The organism is Yersinia aldovae ATCC 35236 (genome assembly GCF_000173735.1).
In the GTDB taxonomy this organism is placed as follows: domain Bacteria; phylum Pseudomonadota; class Gammaproteobacteria; order Enterobacterales; family Enterobacteriaceae; genus Yersinia; species Yersinia aldovae.
In genome coordinates, this window is the sequence record NZ_ACCB01000016.1 from 35,467 (window position 1) to 54,357 (window position 18,891).

Genomic DNA, 18,891 nt, shown 5'->3' on the forward strand with positions numbered 1-18,891 from the left:
GCACATACAAGGTTCAGGGATGGGCTAAGTCGCAAGAATTGCCAGTACACTTGTGGTTTGAAAGATGACGGGTATCTTCACACCTAAGGACAATTGAGAAAGCATGAAGCTGACAAGAATGTGGAAAGTGTGCCTGATAGCGACAGTATTGGCTGGTTGCTCCGGTTCTTCATCGGAAAAAGCCAATCAACCCGCGGCAGGGCAGACGCGTTTACAACTGGGTTTGGAGTATTTGGCGCAAGGTGATCTTAATGCCGCGCGGCAGAATCTTGAGAAGGCTGTAGCGGCGAATCCACAGGATTATCGCGCTCAATTGGGCATGGCTTTTTACGAACAGCGTATTGGCGAAAACAGCGCCGCAGAACAGCGTTATCAGCAGGCGATGAAACTGGCCCCGGGAAATGGCACGGTACTGAATAATTACGGTGCGTTTCTGTGTAGTTTAGGGCAGTATGTACCGGCCCAACAACAGTTTAGCGCGGCGGCATTGTTACCTGATTACGGTCAGGTAGCGGATAGTCTGGAAAATGCAGGTTATTGCTTTTTACGGGCTAACCAAAATGAGCAGGCGCGTGTGTTGCTGAGTCGGGCTTTAAAGTATGATCCGGATAAAGATGAGCCGCTGCTTGCAGAAGCTCAAAGGCATTTTGGAGAAGGGAATCGCGCTCAAGCGCAGTTATTACTGGATGTCTACCAACATACGCTTCCAGCCAGTGCTGAAAGTTTATGGCTACAAATTCGTTTCGCCGCGCTAGCAGGCCGTCAAGATAGTGTACAACGCTATGGCAAGCAGCTTGCGCGAAGTTTTCCACAATCCAAACAGTACCAGCACTTTCTAGCTAATGAATACTGAAGCCTCCCAAGATCAAACTGTTCCAGAGACGACAGGTGTGCGCCTGCGTCAAGCCCGTGAAGCACTCGGGTTAACTCAGCAGACGGTTGCAGAACGTCTGTGTCTGAAGGTATCCACAATCCGCGATCTTGAGGAGGATAAAGCGCAAGCTAATCTCGCCTCAACATTCCACCGTGGTTACATTCGTTCTTACGCCAAATTGGTCCATCTTCCTGAAGATGAACTATTACCTATACTGGCAAAACAGGCTCCAGTCAGAGCGGCTAAGGTTGCCCCGATGCAGAGTTTCTCATTGGGTAAAAAACACAAAAAACGTGATGGCTGGTTGATGACTTTCACCTGGCTTATCGTGTTGGTTGTGCTAGGTCTGACCGGCGCTTGGTGGTGGCAAAATCATCAGGCACAGCAAGCTGAAATAGCCACGATGGCCGATCAGTCTTCTGCTCAATTGTCGCAAAATGGCGGGCAACCTGTGCCGCTGTCTGATGACAACAGCGACGCTATCGCACCGGATGCTTCGGCTCCGGCTGCGAATAACAGCCTGTCAGCGCCGACACCAACAACTACTGATACTGCATCTGCTACCAACAGCACAGTATCTGCGGCTCCAGCGACGAATACCGCTACTGCCGCAACAACAGCACCTCAGGGAGCGACAGTGGCAGCGCCAGCTGTTGTCTCCCCGAATCAGGCTCCTTTGCCTGATGTCGCGACCACACAATCACCACTGCCTACCGCAGATGCAGGGGTGAATGGTGTTGCGTCGTCTGTGGGTTCATTGGTTATGAATTTCACAGCTGATTGTTGGTTACAGGTTGTTGATGCAACTGGAAAAACACTGTTTAGTGGTATCCAAAAAGGGGGCGCGACTCTAAATCTGTCTGGTAAATCCCCTTATAAGCTGACCATCGGAGCACCAGGTGCGTTGACTATTACGTATCAGGGTAATCCAGTAGATTTAACTAAGTTTATTAAGGCTAATCGCGTAGCCCGCCTGACTGTCGGTGTAGAGTAGAATGGTGGTTTTGTTAAACAACCATGTAAAAACTACACGACTGTAAAGGAGAGTGTGTAATGCATAATGAATCCCCAATTATTCGGCGTAAATCGACTCGGATCTACGTCGGTAAAGTGCCCGTTGGTGATGGTGCGCCAATTACGGTGCAATCGATGACCAATACCAAAACCACGGATGTTGCTGCAACCGTTGCCCAAATCGTGGCATTGCAACGCGTTGGTGTGGATATCGTCAGGGTTTCAGTACCCACGATGGAGGCGGCTGAGGCATTTAAATTAATTAAGCAGCATCAAGATGTCACAGTACCGTTGGTTGCCGATATTCATTTTGACTATCGTATTGCCCTGAAAGTGGCTGAATACGGAGTTGATTGTCTGCGAATCAATCCCGGTAACATTGGTAACGAAGCCCGTATTCGGGAAGTGGTTGCCAGTGCGCGTGATCATAATATTCCTATCCGTATTGGTATCAATGGTGGATCGCTGGAAAAAGATATTCAGGAGAAGTACGGTGAACCTACACCGGAAGCCCTGCTTGAATCCGCGATGCGTCATGTCGATATTCTTGATCGCCTCAATTTTGATCAGTTTAAAATCAGTGTTAAAGCCTCCGATGTTTTCCTGGCAGTAAACTCCTACCGTTTATTAGCCAAACAAATCAATAATCCTTTGCATTTGGGGATCACCGAAGCGGGTGGCGCGCGCAGTGGTTCAGTTAAATCTGCTATTGGGTTAGGTTTGTTGCTGTCTGAAGGTATTGGCGACACGTTACGAATTTCACTGGCCGCTGATCCGGTAGAAGAAGTGAAAGTAGGTTTTGATATTTTGAAATCTTTGCGTATCCGTGCCAGAGGGATTAACTTTATCGCTTGCCCAACCTGCTCTCGCCAAGAATTTGATGTTATTGGTACTGTGAATGCTTTAGAGCAGCGGCTAGAAGATCTGATTACACCTATGGATGTTTCTATCATCGGTTGTGTGGTTAATGGTCCGGGTGAGGCATTGGTGTCAACCATCGGTGTGACCGGTGCCCGTAACCAAAGTGGTTTCTATGAAGATGGCATTCGTCAAAAAGAACGCTTTGATAACAAAAATATGATTGACCAGTTAGAAGCTAAAATTCGGGCCAAAGCATCAATGCTTGATGCCAATAACCGAATTGTTATCAATCTATTGGATGATAAATAAGCTTCACCAGTAATATTGTTATTAATAATATTATAAGTCATGTTGTTATCGGCCCGACTATCGTCGGCAAGCGTGTTGTCAACCAGAACGGCACAAGCGGGCATGGCCCGCTTTATATTGCGCCAGTAGAGATAACAGATTGTCCCCATTGAATATGTGGGCAGCAAGCCTCTATAATCGGTATTATTTTTTGCATTATGCCCAATGCCTTTGATGTTGCGGCGAACATCGCTACAACGTCAAGTTAAGTAGGGTATAAAACTATAGAGAACAGACGTGGCAAAGAACATTCAAGCCATCCGTGGTATGAACGACTACCTGCCAGCCGATACGGCACTATGGCAGCGTATTGAAGGCAGCTTAAAGCAAGTGCTGGCAGGCTACGGTTACAGCGAAATCCGTATGCCGATTGTAGAGCAGACCCCGTTATTCAAGCGCGCCATCGGAGAAGTCACCGATGTGGTTGAAAAAGAGATGTATACCTTTGACGATCGCAACGGCGAAAGTCTGACACTGCGTCCGGAAGGCACCGCAGGGTGCGTACGCGCGGGTATCGAACATGGTCTGCTGTACAATCAGGAACAGCGTCTTTGGTACATCGGCCCAATGTTTCGTTATGAGCGCCCACAAAAGGGGCGTTATCGTCAATTCCACCAGTTAGGTGCGGAAGTTTTTGGTCTACAAGGCCCGGATATTGATGCAGAATTGATTCTTCTGACCGCCCGTTGGTGGCGTGCTTTAGGAATAACCGAGCATGTACAGCTCGAATTGAACTCCATTGGATCATTGGATGCGCGTGCAGATTACCGTGAAGCGCTAGTGACATTCCTGGAACAACATGTTGATAAGTTGGACGAGGACTGTAAGCGCCGCATGTACAGCAACCCGTTACGTGTGCTCGATTCCAAAAATCCAGATGTACAGTTGTTGCTTAACGATGCACCTAAGCTATCTGATTACCTGGATGAAGAGTCAAAACAACATTTTGCGGGCTTGTGTGAACTTTTAGACCAGGCCAGTATCCCATATACCGTAAATGAGCGTTTAGTTCGTGGCTTGGATTATTACAACCGCACCGTATTTGAGTGGGTGACCAACAGTTTGGGCGCACAAGGTACAGTCTGTGCCGGTGGGCGTTATGATGGCCTGGTTGAACAACTGGGTGGTCGTGCAACACCGGCTGTTGGTTTTGCTATGGGGCTTGAACGTCTGGTTCTGTTGGTGCAGGCCGTCAATCCAGAGTTCAAAGTACCCGCAATAATTGATGTGTATCTCATCTCATCGGGTGAGGGGGCGCAAAGTGCTGCAATGCAGCTTGCTGAGCGTGTACGAGATGATTTACCTAACCTAAAGTTAATGACTAACTACGGTGGCGGTAATTTCAAAAAGCAAATTACTCGTGCTGATAAGTGGGGCGCGCGCGTGGCACTCATACTCGGCGAAAACGAAATCGCAGCAAAGCAAGTGGTCGTAAAAGATTTGCGGAGTGGTGAACAAGAAACGCTGGCGCAAGCGGATGTTGCTGTGCGTCTGGCTTTGATGTTGGGTTAAGGAGAGAGACACCGTGGAAGTCTATACCACTGAAAATGACCAGGTTGATGCAGTGCGCCGTTTCTTTAGTGAGAATGGTAAAGCGCTGGCCGTGGGTGTGGTGCTCGGGATTGGTGCATTAGTGGGTTGGCGTTACTGGCAGAGTCATCAAAACACTGCTATGACCGAAGCCTCCTCTGCCTATCAGCAAGCCAGTAATGCCTTGTTAGCCAACAGTGCTGATGGTGTTGCTATTGCTGAAAAGTTTGTTCAGGGCAATAAAAATAACTACGGCGTCCTTGCCGGGTTAGAACTGGCCCACCATTTTGTTGAACAAGGCGAGTTTGATAAAGCCACACAGCAACTCAGTCAGGCGCTGGGCCAGACAAAAGATGAAAATCTGCTGTCATTGATCAATTTGCGTCTTGCGCGTGTGCAACTGCAATTGAAGAAACCCGACCAAGCGTTAAAAACGCTGGATGCAGTACAAGGTGATGGCTGGACTGCGATGGCGCAAGATGTTCGTGGCGATGCGTTGTTAAGCAAAGGCGACATCGCAGGTGCTCGCGCCGCTTACAGCAAAGGCGTCGAATCCAATGCTTCTCAGGCGCTGCAAGCACTATTGCGCATGAAATTGAATAACTTGTCCAGCTAAGGGGTATTCCCATGCAATTGCGTAAAACACTCTTAGTAGGACTGGTTTCTGTTGCCCTATTGAGCGGCTGTTCACTGTTTAACAGTGAAGAAGATGTAGTGACGATGTCACCACTGCCTAAAGTTGAAAATCAGTTCACACCAACCAAAGTGTGGAGTACTTCTGTTGGTGGTGGTATCGGTGATTATTACTCTCATCTGCGCCCCGCCTGGCAGGGAACCACTGTTTTTGCCGCAGATCGTAAAGGTTTGGTGAAAGCGATGGAAGCCGACACCGGTAAGCAAATTTGGCAAACCGATCTGTCTGAGAAAACTAATTTCCTCTCCAGTAATCGTTCAGCCATGTTGTCCGGTGGTGTAACGGCTTCTGGCGCACATGTATATGTCGGCAGCGAGAAAGCGGTCGTTTATGCGCTGAACTCTGACGATGGGCAAGTGGCGTGGCAGACGGTGGTTGCTGGCGAAGCCTTGTCTCGTCCGGTGGTCAGTGATGGTGTGGTATTGATCCATACGTCGAACGGGATGCTGCAAGCACTGAATGAATCAGACGGCGCGATCAAGTGGACCTTAAACCTCGATACGCCTGCATTATCTCTGCGTGGTGAATCCGCGCCAGCAGTGGCATTTGGTGCAGCAATTGTCGGTGGCGATAATGGCCGCGTCAGTGCGGTGATGATGGAGCAAGGTCAGTTAATCTGGCAGCAACGTATTTCACCGGTGACCGGGACCACTGAAATTGACCGTCTGAACGACGTTGATACTACTCCTGTCGTTGTAGATGGTGTGGTTTATGCGCTGGCTTATAACGGCAACCTGACGGCACTGGATCTGCGTTCCGGCCAGATTGTTTGGAAGCGCGAAATGGGTTCAGTGAATGACATCATTGTTGATGGTGGCACCATTTATCTGGTCGATCAAAATGATCGCATCGTTGCGTTGAAAGCTGATGGCGGGATAACTCTTTGGAGTCAAAGCGATTTATTGCATCGTAACTTGACCGCTCCTGTGATGTATAATGGTTATCTGGTCGTAGGTGATGCCGAAGGTTATCTGCACTGGGTGAACACCGATGATGGCCGCTTTGTGTCTCAACAAAGTGTGGACAGCTCCGGCTTCCTGAGTGCGCCAGTGGTTGCCAGCGATAAGCTGTTGGTTCAGGCGAAAGGCGGCACGGTATACGCGTTCACCCGTTAATCTTGATTTAAAGCCTGTTCAACAGGCCTATACCTAACGTTATTGGCGTTGCAGCTGGGCCGCAAATAAATGACAAATTGGTCGGTGACTGGTTTGAGTCGCATTTATGCCTGCCCGCAGGGTGAGCCTCATTAAGGTTCATTAATTCCGATGAGCTGACGCCAGTCAGTGATTTGGTGGAATGAGCGCCGCTGCGACGTTCAAAAACAACAGGTTTTAAGCGGCTCCTGAGATTCAGGGGCCGTTTGTCTTCTAAAAACTGCGCTGTTGAAGGTTTGCTACAGCGCTGTAATGATTTGAAAATTAAGTAATGAGGCTTCAACAATGATACCTGTCATCGCGCTGGTCGGGCGCCCGAATGTGGGGAAATCCACTTTATTTAACCGTTTAACGCATACCCGAGATGCGTTAGTTGCGGACTTTCCCGGGCTAACGCGTGACCGTAAATATGGTCGTGCCGAGGTCGAGGGTCATGAGTTTATTGTTATCGATACCGGAGGTATTGATGGCACAGAAGATGGCGTAGAAACCAAAATGGCGGGTCAATCGTTATTGGCGATTGAAGAGGCTGATATCGTGTTGTTTATGGTGGATGCCCGTGCCGGATTAATGCCTGCGGATCAGGGTATTGCCCAGCATTTGCGTAGCCGCGAGAAGGCCACTTTTCTGGTCGCCAACAAAACCGATGGTATTGATCCAGATACTGCAACCGCCGATTTCTATTCATTAGGTTTGGGTGACGTCCATGCCATCGCCGCTTCTCATGGCCGTGGCGTGACTCAGTTGATCGAAGATGTCATGGCACCGTATATGGATGCCGAAGAGCCTGAAGTTGAGTTGACAGAAGAAGAAGCTAATGCGGCTTACTGGGCGGAACAGGAAGCTGACAGCGACGAAATTCCAGAAGATGAAGAAGATGACTTTGACCCACGGACTTTGCCAATCAAACTGGCGATTGTTGGGCGTCCTAACGTAGGTAAGTCCACACTAACAAACCGTATCCTGGGTGAGGATCGGGTTGTGGTGTATGACATGCCGGGTACCACCCGTGACAGTATTTATATCCCGATGACCCGCGATGAACGCGAATATATCCTGATTGATACTGCCGGGGTGCGTAAACGTGGCAAAATCACTGAAACGGTTGAGAAATTCTCTGTTATCAAAACATTGCAGGCGATTGAAGATTCCAATGTCGTGCTGCTGGTTATTGATGCCCGTGATGGTATTTCGGATCAAGATTTATCACTATTAGGCTTTATTCTTAATAGTGGGCGCTCACTTGTTATTGCTGTCAACAAGTGGGATGGCATGACAGAGGAGGCCCGTGCGCAGGTTAAAGATATGCTGGACCTGCGTCTTGGCTTTGTTGATTTTGCCCGTATCCACTTCATTTCAGCCTTGCATGGCAGCGGTGTCGGTAACCTGTTTGAATCCATTCAGGAAGCTTATGACTGTTCCACCAAACGAGTGGGCACCTCGATGCTGACTCGTATTATGCAAATGGCGGAAGAAGACCATCAGCCTCCTTTAGTACGTGGCCGTCGTGTGAAGCTGAAATATGCTCATGCCGGTGGTTATAACCCACCAATTGTTGTTATCCACGGTAATCAGGTGACTGACTTATCCGATTCGTATAAACGTTATCTGATGAATTATTTCCGCCGTTCACTGAAAGTAATGGGTACACCTATTCGCATTCAGTTTAAAGAGGGCGAGAACCCGTTTGCCGGTAAGCGTAATCCGTTAACGCCGAACCAGATGCGTAAACGTAAACGGTTGATGTCGCACCTGAAAAAAGGTAAGTAATAGCAGCAGAGCGCGGGCATCCCGCGCTTTTTTCATTTCTGGCGCATGACTTTAGGGATTTGCTCTACGGAGCCAATTGCCAAAAGCAGAAGGAGTTGACGGTCAGCCATGTCTTGGGAAACCTGGAATTTCGCATTTAGTGTCACGGTGCCTAATTTGTTGATGATGTTGCTCGGCGTATTATTGCGTCGTTTTGGCTTGATGGATGACCGTTTCTGCGATGGTGCCACCCGTCTGGTTTTCAACCTGGCACTCCCTTGTTTGCTATTTTTCAGTGTTGCCACCAACCATGTTAGCCTGTTGGATAACCTGCCGCTGGCTATCTATGGTGCTGTTGGCACGTTGCTGACATTCCTCTTGCTTGAGATTGCTGCCAAGTGGTTGGTAAAAGACCCGAAAGAGCGCGGTGTATTCGTGCAGGGCGGTTTTAGAGCCAATACTGCTATCATGGGGCTGGCATTTGCCATGACCGCATACGGTGCCGAAGGGGTAGCTCTCGGCTCGATGTATCTGACGGTCACGGTGATTTTATTTAATATGCTGTCAGTTATCACCTTGACCCGCAGCTTACACGCAGGGCTGGGGGGCAAAATAAGCAAGTTGGCATTGCTGCGTAGCATTGTGACCAACCCGTTGATTATCGGGTTACTGTGCGGCTTATTTTATGCACAGACAGCATTACCGCTCCCAGCGGTCATCGTGCATACTGGCAGCTATATTTCCGCATTGGCATTGCCGCTGGCGCTGTTGTGTACTGGTGCCAGCCTTGACTGGCACGCGATGTTCCGATCTTCCAATGTGGCGGCGTTATCTTCGGCAGCAAAATTATTCGTAGTACCAATATTGATGACCGCAGGAGGCGTGTTGATGGGCTTTCGTGGCGTAACATTAGGAATTATATTTCTGTTTTCTGCCACACCAACGGCGGCAGGTAGTTATGTTATGACCAGAGCGATGGGCGGTAATGCGACATTGGCGGCCAATATCATTGCCATCACCACTGTGGGTTCATTTTTTACCACTGCGCTGGGAATATACGGGTTACGTTCGCTTGGGGTGATGTAGTTCTTTAAGGAGTGAGATATGGATGCATTATGTCCGGTTTGCCAAAAAGTGATGACAGAAGTAAGCGGTCACTTTCATTGCTCTGGCTGTCATGGCAACTATCTACCACAGGCGAACTGCCCTGATTGCGCCAGGCCGTTGCAGGTATTAAAGGCGTGCGGCGCAATTGATTATTTCTGCCAGAACGGCCACGGATTAATTTCGAAAAGCCGCGTTCGCTTCAGTTACCTGCCTACGGTTTGAGCCGTTGCTAATGGTGCGGGCGGCATTACTGTTTTGCCGCTTTGCGTTGACGTGATTTTTTGGCCACATCGATTTGTGTAATTTCACTTTCCACCCATCCGTCTTGCAATCTGGTGGTCAGTTTGTCACCTGTCTGCACTTGTTTGGTGGTTTTCAGCACCACTCCTGCTGGAGTCTGCGTAACACTATAGCCACGCGCCAGCGTTGCCAATGGGCTGACGGCTTCCAGTTGTGAACAGGCGATACCAAAGCGTTGGCGATAGCCATTAAGCTGGCGCTCGAAAGCTTGGCGCAAACGGTATTCCTGCTGCTGCACCTGTTGGCTATAACGGTGAATCTGCCCCTGCGGTTGTACTTGCGCAAGGCGCTGTTGGAGCCGCTCAGTGCGCCGGCTTAACTGGCGGATTTGGTTCTGCGCGCTGTCTTCCAGGCGGCGTTGCAATTTCAGTAATAACGTCTGCTGGCGTGCCAGCCGCAAATGCGGGTGTTGCTGCTGTAAACGGTGTTCCAGACGGGTGAACTGCTGGCTGCGTTGTGCCAGATAGTAATCCATCGCCATTTCCATCCGTTGCTGCTGCCCCTGAATTTTCCTGACCAATTCAATCTGATTGCGGCTGACTAACTCGGCGGCGGCAGAGGGGGTGGGAGCACGTAAATCGGCGACAAAATCGGCGATAGTGACATCGGTTTCATGGCCGACAGCGCTGACAATGGGAATCCGGCTGTTAAAAATAGCGCGGGCAACCCGCTCGTCGTTAAAACTCCACAAATCTTCCAGTGAACCCCCGCCACGCCCGACTATCAAGACATCGCATTCAGCACGTTGGTTGGCCAATTGAATAGCTCGGATTATCTGCATCGGCGCATCAGCACCTTGCACCGCTGTTGGATAAATAATAACGGGAAGTGATGGATCGCGGCGCTGTAAAACCTGCAAAACATCATGCAGTGCCGCACCGCTGGCCGAAGTGATGACCCCAACTTGCCGGGCGGGGCTAGGCAGCAGTTGTTTATGGCGCTGATCAAACAGGCCCTCTGTTGCCAGTTGCTGCTTAAGTTGATCAAATTGCTGTTGAAGCAGTCCATCACCGGCAGGCTGCATACTTTCAGCAATTAGCTGATAATCACCGCGCGGTTCATACAAGGTTATCGATGCTCTGACCAATACTTGCTGACCATTTTGCGGGCGGAATGTGGTGCGGCGATTGGTGTTGCGAAACATTGCACAACGCACCTGCGCTCGGTCATCTTTCAGGGTGAAATACCAGTGACCAGACGACGGCTGGGAGAAATTGGATATCTCGGCCGTGAGCCAAATCTGGCCCATTTCCATTTCCAGCAGTTGCCGCACCGTCTGATTCAGGCGGCTGACGGTAAATATTGTTGACGCGGAAGATTGTGACATGTGACCTGGATCAAATTTTAAAACAAGCACTTAATTGATCGATATTACCTGCCTCAAACCGGTTGGCAAGAAAAATTATGAGAAAGTACTGGAGGCAACCGATTACGCTCTGTAGAATGCCACGGCAATATTTTATCTTTTCACATTCACCTTGGTGAGATATTGCCCATGCTACGTATCAAGAAAGAAGCTCTAACATTTGACGACGTTCTTCTGGTTCCAGCCCACTCCACAGTTTTGCCTAATACGGCCGAACTGGGTACTCAATTGACTGCAACTATCCGCCTGAATATTCCTATGCTGTCCGCCGCTATGGATACCGTTACCGAAGCTCGTCTGGCCATCGCGCTGGCGCAAGAGGGCGGTTTGGGTTTCATCCATAAAAATATGTCCATTGAGCGCCAGGCTGAAGAAGTCAGCCGCGTGAAAAAACACGAAAGTGGCGTTGTGACCGAGCCGCAGACTGTGACACCGACGACCACCCTCCGTCAGGTTAAAGAACTGACCGTTCGTAACGGTTTCGCCGGTTATCCGGTCGTGACCGAAGATTACGAACTGGTTGGCATCATTACTGGCCGTGACGTTCGCTTTGTCACTGATTTGGACCAACCCGTGACTGCGGTGATGACACCGAAAGAGCGTTTGGTGACGGTCAAAGAAGGCGAAGCCCGCGAAGTTGTACTGCAAAAAATGCATGAAAAACGTGTCGAGAAAGTGCTGGTTGTTGATGATAGCTTCCATCTGCGCGGCATGATTACAGTAAAAGACTTCCAAAAAGCAGAGCGCAAGCCCAACGCCTGTAAAGACGAACATGGCCGTTTACGTGTTGGTGCTGCTGTGGGTGCCGGTGCGGGCAATGAAGAGCGTATCGACGCGCTGGTTGCCGCTGGCGTTGATGTTTTACTGATCGACTCCTCTCATGGTCACTCAGAAGGTGTGCTGCAACGTATTCGCGAAACCCGCAGCAAATATCCTGATCTACAAATCGTTGGCGGCAATGTCGCGACCGGTGCGGGTGCCAAAGCCTTAGCTGATGCTGGTGTGAGTGCGGTTAAAGTGGGTATCGGCCCAGGTTCAATCTGTACCACTCGTATTGTGACTGGCGTGGGTGTGCCACAGATTACGGCGATTGCTGATGCGGTCGAAGCGCTGGAAGGCACCGGTATCCCGGTGATTGCTGATGGTGGTATTCGTTTCTCTGGTGATATCGCCAAAGCCATTGCGGCGGGCGCAAGCTGTGTGATGGTCGGTTCCATGCTGGCCGGTACTGAAGAGTCTCCGGGTGAAATTGAACTGTATCAAGGCCGCTCTTTCAAATCTTATCGTGGAATGGGGTCACTGGGCGCGATGTCCAAAGGTTCTTCAGACCGCTACTTCCAGACCGATAATGCTGCCGATAAACTGGTACCGGAAGGTATTGAAGGGCGTGTGGCATATAAAGGTTTGTTGAAAGAGATTGTGCATCAGCAAATGGGTGGCTTGCGTTCATGCATGGGGCTTACCGGTTGCGGCACCATCAATGAATTGCGTACTAAAGCTGAGTTTGTTCGGATTAGCGGTGCAGGTATTCAAGAAAGCCATGTTCATGATGTGACCATCACTAAAGAGTCACCAAACTACCGCATGGGTTAATTCCAGAGGCTTAAACCAGCGAATGTGGTCATCGTCCGCTGCTCGCATTGCTCATTGACTTGGTGTCAACTGCGTATGCGGTGCTGCGGTCGTTAACCAACTTCTTGGCTTCGCCGACTGGAATGATTTATGAATAATTATGGTAACTATTTAATTTTATTATCTCTCTGTGGAATACGCCGCACATGACAAAAAATATCCATAAACATCGCATTCTTATCCTTGATTTCGGCTCGCAATACACCCAATTAGTGGCACGCCGTGTCCGTGAAATTGGTGTCTATTGTGAACTGTGGGCGTGGGACGTGACCGAAGCCCAGATTCGTGAGTTTAATCCAAGCGGTATCATCCTCTCCGGCAGCCCTGAAAGTACCACCGAACATGGTAGCCCTCGTGCACCGGACTATGTGTTTACAGCGGGCGTTCCTGTATTTGGCATATGTTATGGTATGCAGACTATGGCGATACAACTGGGCGGAAAAGTTGAAGGTTCAAATCAGCGTGAGTTTGGTTATGCGCAGGTTGAAATTAAAACTGACTGCGCGCTTATCCGTGATATCAAAGACGCTATTAATCCAGCCGGTGAAGCCATGTTGGATGTGTGGATGAGCCACGGTGATAAAGTCACGGCGATCCCATCTGATTTTGCGACTATAGCCAGCACTGATACTTGCCCGTTTGCTATTATGGCTAACGAAGATAAGCATTTTTATGGTGTGCAGTTCCACCCTGAAGTGACGCACACCAAGCAAGGCCAACGTCTGCTTGAGCGCTTTGTTCTGGATATCTGTGGCTGCGACGCACTGTGGACTCCGGCCACCATCATTGAAGATGCTATCGTACGTTTGCGTGAGCAAATTGGTGAAGACCATGTGATTCTTGGTTTGTCCGGTGGTGTTGATTCATCCGTCACCGCAATGTTGTTGCATCGTGCTATTGGCAAACGCCTGACGTGTGTGTTTGTGGATAATGGTTTGCTGCGTCTGAACGAAGCGGATCAGGTATTGGAAATGTTTGGTGATAAATTTGGCCTGAACATTGTCCATGTTGCAGCAGAGGATCGCTTCCTCTCAGCACTGGCGGGTGTTGATGAACCCGAAGCGAAACGTAAAATTATTGGTCGCGTGTTTGTTGAGCTGTTTGATGAAGAAGCTTGCAAGCAAGATCTGGTGAAATGGTTGGCACAAGGCACCATCTACCCTGACGTGATTGAATCAGCCGCTTCTGCTACCGGTAAAGCCCATGTGATTAAATCTCACCACAATGTGGGCGGCTTGCCGAAAGAGATGAAACTGGGGCTGGTAGAGCCGCTGAAAGAGCTGTTCAAAGACGAAGTACGTAAAATTGGCCTGGAATTAGGGCTGCCGTACGACATGCTATATCGCCACCCATTCCCAGGCCCCGGCTTAGGGGTTCGTGTTCTCGGTGAAGTGAAGAAAGAGTATTGCGATTTGCTGCGCCGCGCTGATGCCATTTTTATTGAAGAGCTGCATAAAGCTGATCTGTACAATAAAGTGAGTCAGGCCTTTACTGTATTCTTGCCAGTTCGTTCCGTCGGCGTGATGGGCGATGGTCGTAAATATGACTGGGTTGTCTCTTTGCGTGCGGTTGAAACCATTGATTTCATGACAGCACATTGGGCACATTTGCCATATGACTTCCTGGGCCGCGTTTCGAACCGTATCATTAATGAAGTAAATGGTATCTCACGCGTCGTTTACGATATCAGTGGTAAACCACCGGCAACCATTGAGTGGGAATAGTTATTATCTTAAGTAGTTAGTAAGATATTATTCCTGATAGATATAAGCCTCCGTTCATTTCCGGAGGCTTTTTTGTATGTTTAGTGTAATTAAACTTATTGTTCTATTTTATATTTATTTGTAACTTAAAAATAAATACTCTTCCATGTGAATACACTTTTAAATGGTTTTGCCTTGTGTGAATATAAATAACCACTTTTTCTTGATTGTTTATATTTAAATAGGTGAAATATGGATGCTAATCATAATATTTTAATTGTAGTTTGTGTTTTTATTTTCACGTCGCCATCTATAGTGGCAAGTTTACCTACTGAAGATAATGTTTGTTTTTATTCTAATGATAATTATACAGAGAAAGGAGACGGTAAGAAATTTTGCGTACCTTATTATACTGAAGACGAGTGGTTATTCAGTCAGTGGAATAATAACATTGCATCAATTAAAATCCCTTCTAATTTCCGGGTTGATGTTTTTAGTGATTATTCATTTTCTGGGAACTCTGCTTCACTTTATAGTGATGCAAATTCTCATGTTTTAGCTAATTATGGATTGATGGGAGATATAAGCTCTTACCGAGTATTGCCAAAAAACCTATATCCGAGTAATAAAAGAATCGCCTTCAATTTTAATTCGACAATCTTCTCTGAAAATTACTTTAGCTATAATTATTATGCTAACAGTGGTAACAGTATATTTTTGGTAAAACAGAGCCAACCTATTGGTGTTGATGGTGAAAGTTCATACATTTTTTACAGCTACGCAGGGCAGATAATGACGGCCTTTTTCGGGCTGGGTTTTGAACGTAATCTATATTGTCTTATGCCCACACAGCGGCGAAGCGGTAATTTAAATGCTAACGTGGCGTTTACCTATTGTGATTTCAATAATTCAGGTCAAACCTGGTTTCTGGATACTGTAGACGGAAAAACAGTATTAATTAATAATGGAACGGGTACTGCGCTATCGTTAGATCAAGCGGGTTTCTATGTGAGTTTACATGTTAGCCCCGTTAATGGCTTGCCAGGTAGAATACATCAGCATGATCAGCAACCTGTATCAGTTAATGAAAATACAATTTGGTTTGATAGCTCTGTGGTTAAGTTGTGGAATGAACATGCGGTTAGACCATTTCTTCAATATAAAGAAACGTTAGAATCAATTAATGGTAATGATCAGCGTGATGTGATTGCTCATCATTTGTATGAACTTGATGATGCTTATATTTATTTGGGTGATCAAAAGAATGGCAGGCATGTTTATTATAATGCCGAGACTAAGTCCTTGATGGCTTATAATAAACTAAGTGATGGTAAGGCATTAATTGAATCATCATGTCTCTCTTTATTGAATGACGGTTCTGATAAACCTTCACCCATCAGTTTCACCTATCATCGTAGTAACTACAGTGATGACAGTCTTGAATATCGTTGTGATAATGGTGTTGCATATAATATGTACACGAAACGGTGGTATTTTATGCCCGACTGGGAATATCATTATCTGGTTAATGGGCATGAAAATAAAATATTGCATTTTTATGTCAATGACAAAGCTCCCTCTAATAATTTTCGTGGCGTGTTGACGGGGCCAGAACTCGGTGAATATATTGGCCAAGGGGTGAACTTCCAGGAAAGAACGCCACATGATGCGGTATTTATCAGTAGTTTGGCATTGGGGTACTTATTGGATGCTGAAAAGGAAGTTTGCAAATTAAGCGGAGTTATTGATGATAAAGGTGCGTATTCTGGGGTACTGGGTACAACCTGGTCATCAACCGATAATACGGTGTGGAAGGTCAACCTTAGCCGTTACTATATCCCTTGGTTATTGTCAAAAATTGGCCACAAATTACATTCCAGCGAGTGGACAGACGAATTAAATGCTTTTCTGCAAAAAATCGAAGCATTGGAAACCTTTTTTGAACAACATAAGGACCAGCCCGCCGATAATGAAAAACTGCAACAAACCAAAGCGTTGTTAGCCGAATTTTTGCAGAATTATAAGTCAATCACATATGAACAGGTTTGGCATCAGGCAGCATATGTCCTTAATCGGATAGACGTCGTTCTCGAGCAAGATGAAGACTTAGAGTGAGCCGTGATGGTTACAAAATGTGACTCAGCTCACATTCTGCTTTACCCCTACAGTCAGGGATGTATAATCTTGACGAATCTTTACATCTAAACTAAATGTTTAACATATCGGCCACAATAATTTACATCGCCATAAGGCGGGAAATCCATTCATCATTAGTCAAGATTGCCACTACTGTCGCATAAGTCGCTTGGTAGTTTAGCCCGTAGTCACCCGCATCTGTTGAAAACATGCCTCTGGCGTGCTGATTAGTGCAATGGATGAATACTGCGAGCGTGCTGTTTTGTGGAGAAAAAATATGTCGGTAAACCTCCCTCCGATACCTCAGGTACGCGGTATTTCACGTCGTCGCCTGCTAGGGTATGTCGGTGTCGGGCTGGTCAGCAGCCTGATGAGCCCACTCTCTCTCGATGCTTTTGCAGCATCAAGCCAAAACTCACCGCAGAATCTGGAAAGATTTATGTTGGTATCCGTGCCTTGACCGGTAAACGCCAGCTCAACGGCCATATTGGTCAGCGTATCTATCAGGTTTTAATCGGTAAGATTGGCGGTTTCGATCAGAAACTGGCCTCACTCCAGCCCTTGCCAGCAGGGGAACCCCATCAATGGCCGCTACTCCAGCAGCAGATCGCCCGGCAAATTTTACAAGGTTGGTATATCGGTGTAATTGGTGAAGGAACTGATGCTGCGGTTATCAGTTATGAGAATGCGCTGATGTTTGATGCGGTATCCGATGTATTGGTTATTCGCTCTTATTGCCCGAATAAGCCTGGATACTGGGCTGCAAAGCCTGACGTCGCCTTATAAATCTGGAGAGTACTTACATGGCTGACACATTAACAGCAGACATTATTATCATTGGTTCCGGTGTTGCTGGTGGTTTGGTGGCACATCAATTGGCAATGGCGGGTAAATCAGTACTGGTTTTAGAGGCGGGGCCGCGTCTCTCTCGCTGGGAAATTGTGGAAAACTTCCGTAACCAGCCAGATAAATCAGACAATATGGCACCGTACCCCTCCACACCCTATGCACCGCATCCGGAATCTAACCCTAATAATAACTATCTGATTCAAAAGGGTGAACATCCCTACGATGTGCAATATATCCGGGCTGTGGGCGGTACAACATGGCACTGGGCGGCATCGGCCTGGCGTTTTCTGCCTAACGATTTCAAACTGAAAACCGTGTATGGCGTTGGGCGAGACTGGCCGATTGAGTATGCGGCGCTGGAAAAGTGGTATTTACGTGCAGAGCAGGAGTTAGGTGTTTGGGGGCCGAGTGATGAAGACTTGGGTTCGCCGCGCAGTGCGCCTTATCCGATGGCACCGTTGCCGCTATCGTGGAACGAACAGCGCATTAAAACCGTACTGAACAGCAACAGTTTTAACGGCAGCCGTTTTAATGTGGTGACAGAGCCGGTTGCACGTAATAGCCGCCCTTATGATGGTCGCCCAACTTGCTGTGGCAACAATAACTGTATGCCTATTTGCCCCATTGGTGCCATGTACAACGGTATTACCCATGTGGAGAAAGCCGAGCTTGCAGGTGCTGTTATCCGCCCGCAAGCGGTGGTTTATCAACTGGAGGTTAACGACCAGCAGCAGATTACTGCTGCGTTGTTTAAAGACGCGCAAGGTAATGAGCATCGGGCCGAAGGTAAGTTCTTTGTGTTGGCCGCGAATGGCATTGAAATTCCGAAACTGATGCTAATGTCTACCAGCGGTAAAAACCCGTTAGGGGTGGGTAATAGCTCAGATATGGTCGGGCGAAATCTGATGGATCATCCGGGTACCGGAGTGACCTTTATGGCAAACGAACCGCTGTGGCCGGGGCGTGGCCCGCAGGAAATGACTTCAATGGTAGGATTCCGTGATGGGGCATTCCGTGCCGAATATGCGGCGAAAAAGATTCATCTGTCGAATTTGTCACGTACTGACCAGATGGCAATTGAATTACTCAAGCAGGGGGATTTACAACTGGGGCCACAGCTTGAGGCGAAAATTCGAGATCGGGCCGCGCGGTTTGTGCAGTTTGACAGTTTCCACGAAATCTTACCTCATGTGGAAAATCGCATTATTCCCAGTGCGACCGAAAAAGATGCCATCGGTATCCCAAAACCTGAATTTTATTATGCGATGGATGATTACGTGCGTAAAAGTGCAGTACACACCCAGCAGGTCTACGCTGAGGCGGCAAGGCTGATGGGCGGTACTGAAGTGCAATTCCACAATAATTTCGCCAATAATAACCATATTACCGGCACCACAATCATGGGCGATGACCCGAAAGATTCTGTCGTGGACAGTGATTGCCGCACTCATGATCATAAAAATTTGTTTATCGCCAGCAGCAGCGTGATGCCGACTGTCGGTTCGGTAAACTGCACCCTGACCATTGCCGCGCTTTCTCTGCGGATTGCAGAAACCTTAAAGGCTGAGGTGTGA

At 48.0% G+C, this 18,891-nt stretch carries 14 protein-coding genes and 1 pseudogene; 14 read left to right on the forward strand and 1 reads right to left on the reverse strand.

The genetic code is table 11. The features are described 5' to 3' along the window. Positions 1-103: 103 nt before the first annotated feature. The 9 genes from pilW (at position 104) to YALDO0001_RS09560 (ending at position 9,553) form a co-directional block, all read left to right on the forward strand. Positions 104-853 (forward strand): type IV pilus biogenesis/stability protein PilW, encoded by a 750-nt coding sequence (pilW, locus tag YALDO0001_RS09520; RefSeq protein WP_042839652.1) that lies wholly within the window; start codon positions 104-106, stop codon positions 851-853. After that, complete coding sequence (gene rodZ, locus YALDO0001_RS09525) at positions 843-1,868, forward strand: cytoskeleton protein RodZ (RefSeq protein WP_042839654.1); 1,026 nt, start codon at positions 843-845, stop codon at positions 1,866-1,868. The genes pilW and rodZ overlap by 11 nt, the downstream gene beginning before the upstream one ends. Before the next feature lie 59 nt (positions 1,869-1,927). After that, entirely contained in the window at positions 1,928-3,058 is a 1,131-nt protein-coding gene (gene ispG, locus YALDO0001_RS09530; RefSeq protein ID WP_042839655.1) for a flavodoxin-dependent (E)-4-hydroxy-3-methylbut-2-enyl-diphosphate synthase, read from the forward strand. A gap of 276 nt (positions 3,059-3,334) precedes the next feature. Next, positions 3,335-4,609, forward strand: coding sequence for a histidine--tRNA ligase (gene hisS, locus YALDO0001_RS09535; RefSeq protein ID WP_004702461.1), 1,275 nt, complete (start codon positions 3,335-3,337; stop codon positions 4,607-4,609). Between the two features lie 13 nt (positions 4,610-4,622). Beyond that, positions 4,623-5,243 carry a YfgM family protein gene (locus YALDO0001_RS09540; protein WP_004702463.1) on the forward strand — a complete coding sequence of 207 codons (621 nt, stop codon included), beginning with the start codon at positions 4,623-4,625 and terminating at the stop codon, positions 5,241-5,243. A gap of 11 nt (positions 5,244-5,254) precedes the next feature. Continuing rightward, on the forward strand, positions 5,255-6,436 hold the full coding sequence (gene bamB, locus YALDO0001_RS09545; protein WP_004702465.1) for an outer membrane protein assembly factor BamB: 1,182 nt from the start codon (positions 5,255-5,257) through the stop codon (positions 6,434-6,436). 324 nt (positions 6,437-6,760) lie between these two features. Then, positions 6,761-8,245 carry a ribosome biogenesis GTPase Der gene (gene der / locus YALDO0001_RS09550; protein WP_004702468.1) on the forward strand — a complete coding sequence of 495 codons (1,485 nt, stop codon included), beginning with the start codon at positions 6,761-6,763 and terminating at the stop codon, positions 8,243-8,245. Positions 8,246-8,353: 108 nt separating this feature from the next. Further along, complete coding sequence (locus YALDO0001_RS09555; protein WP_004702471.1) at positions 8,354-9,310, forward strand: AEC family transporter; 957 nt, start codon at positions 8,354-8,356, stop codon at positions 9,308-9,310. An 18-nt stretch (positions 9,311-9,328) separates the two neighbouring features. Next, positions 9,329-9,553, forward strand: a complete 225-nt coding sequence (locus YALDO0001_RS09560) for a zinc ribbon domain-containing protein (protein WP_004702474.1) — start codon at positions 9,329-9,331, stop codon at positions 9,551-9,553. 25 nt (positions 9,554-9,578) lie between these two features. Here the strand turns inward: YALDO0001_RS09560 and xseA are convergent, their stop codons facing one another. Further along, positions 9,579-10,958, reverse strand: coding sequence for an exodeoxyribonuclease VII large subunit (gene xseA, locus YALDO0001_RS09565; RefSeq protein WP_004702475.1), 1,380 nt, complete (start codon positions 10,956-10,958; stop codon positions 9,579-9,581). A 168-nt stretch (positions 10,959-11,126) separates the two neighbouring features. Here xseA and guaB point away from each other — a divergent pair, with 168 nt between their 5' ends. The 5 genes and pseudogenes from guaB (at position 11,127) to YALDO0001_RS09590 (ending at position 18,891) form a co-directional block, all read left to right on the forward strand. Continuing rightward, positions 11,127-12,590: an IMP dehydrogenase gene (gene guaB, locus YALDO0001_RS09570; protein ID WP_042548056.1), complete on the forward strand. Its 1,464-nt coding sequence runs from the start codon at positions 11,127-11,129 to the stop codon at positions 12,588-12,590. Between the two features lie 185 nt (positions 12,591-12,775). Beyond that, positions 12,776-14,353: a glutamine-hydrolyzing GMP synthase gene (guaA, locus tag YALDO0001_RS09575; RefSeq protein WP_004702478.1), complete on the forward strand. Its 1,578-nt coding sequence runs from the start codon at positions 12,776-12,778 to the stop codon at positions 14,351-14,353. 231 nt (positions 14,354-14,584) lie between these two features. Further along, positions 14,585-16,447, forward strand: a complete 1,863-nt coding sequence (locus YALDO0001_RS09580) for a hypothetical protein (RefSeq protein WP_042839656.1) — start codon at positions 14,585-14,587, stop codon at positions 16,445-16,447. A 298-nt stretch (positions 16,448-16,745) separates the two neighbouring features. Next, a pseudogene (locus YALDO0001_RS22365) lies at positions 16,746-17,254 on the forward strand (sugar dehydrogenase complex small subunit). Between the two features lie 17 nt (positions 17,255-17,271). Then, on the forward strand, positions 17,272-18,891 hold the full coding sequence (locus YALDO0001_RS09590; protein WP_004702484.1) for a GMC family oxidoreductase: 1,620 nt from the start codon (positions 17,272-17,274) through the stop codon (positions 18,889-18,891).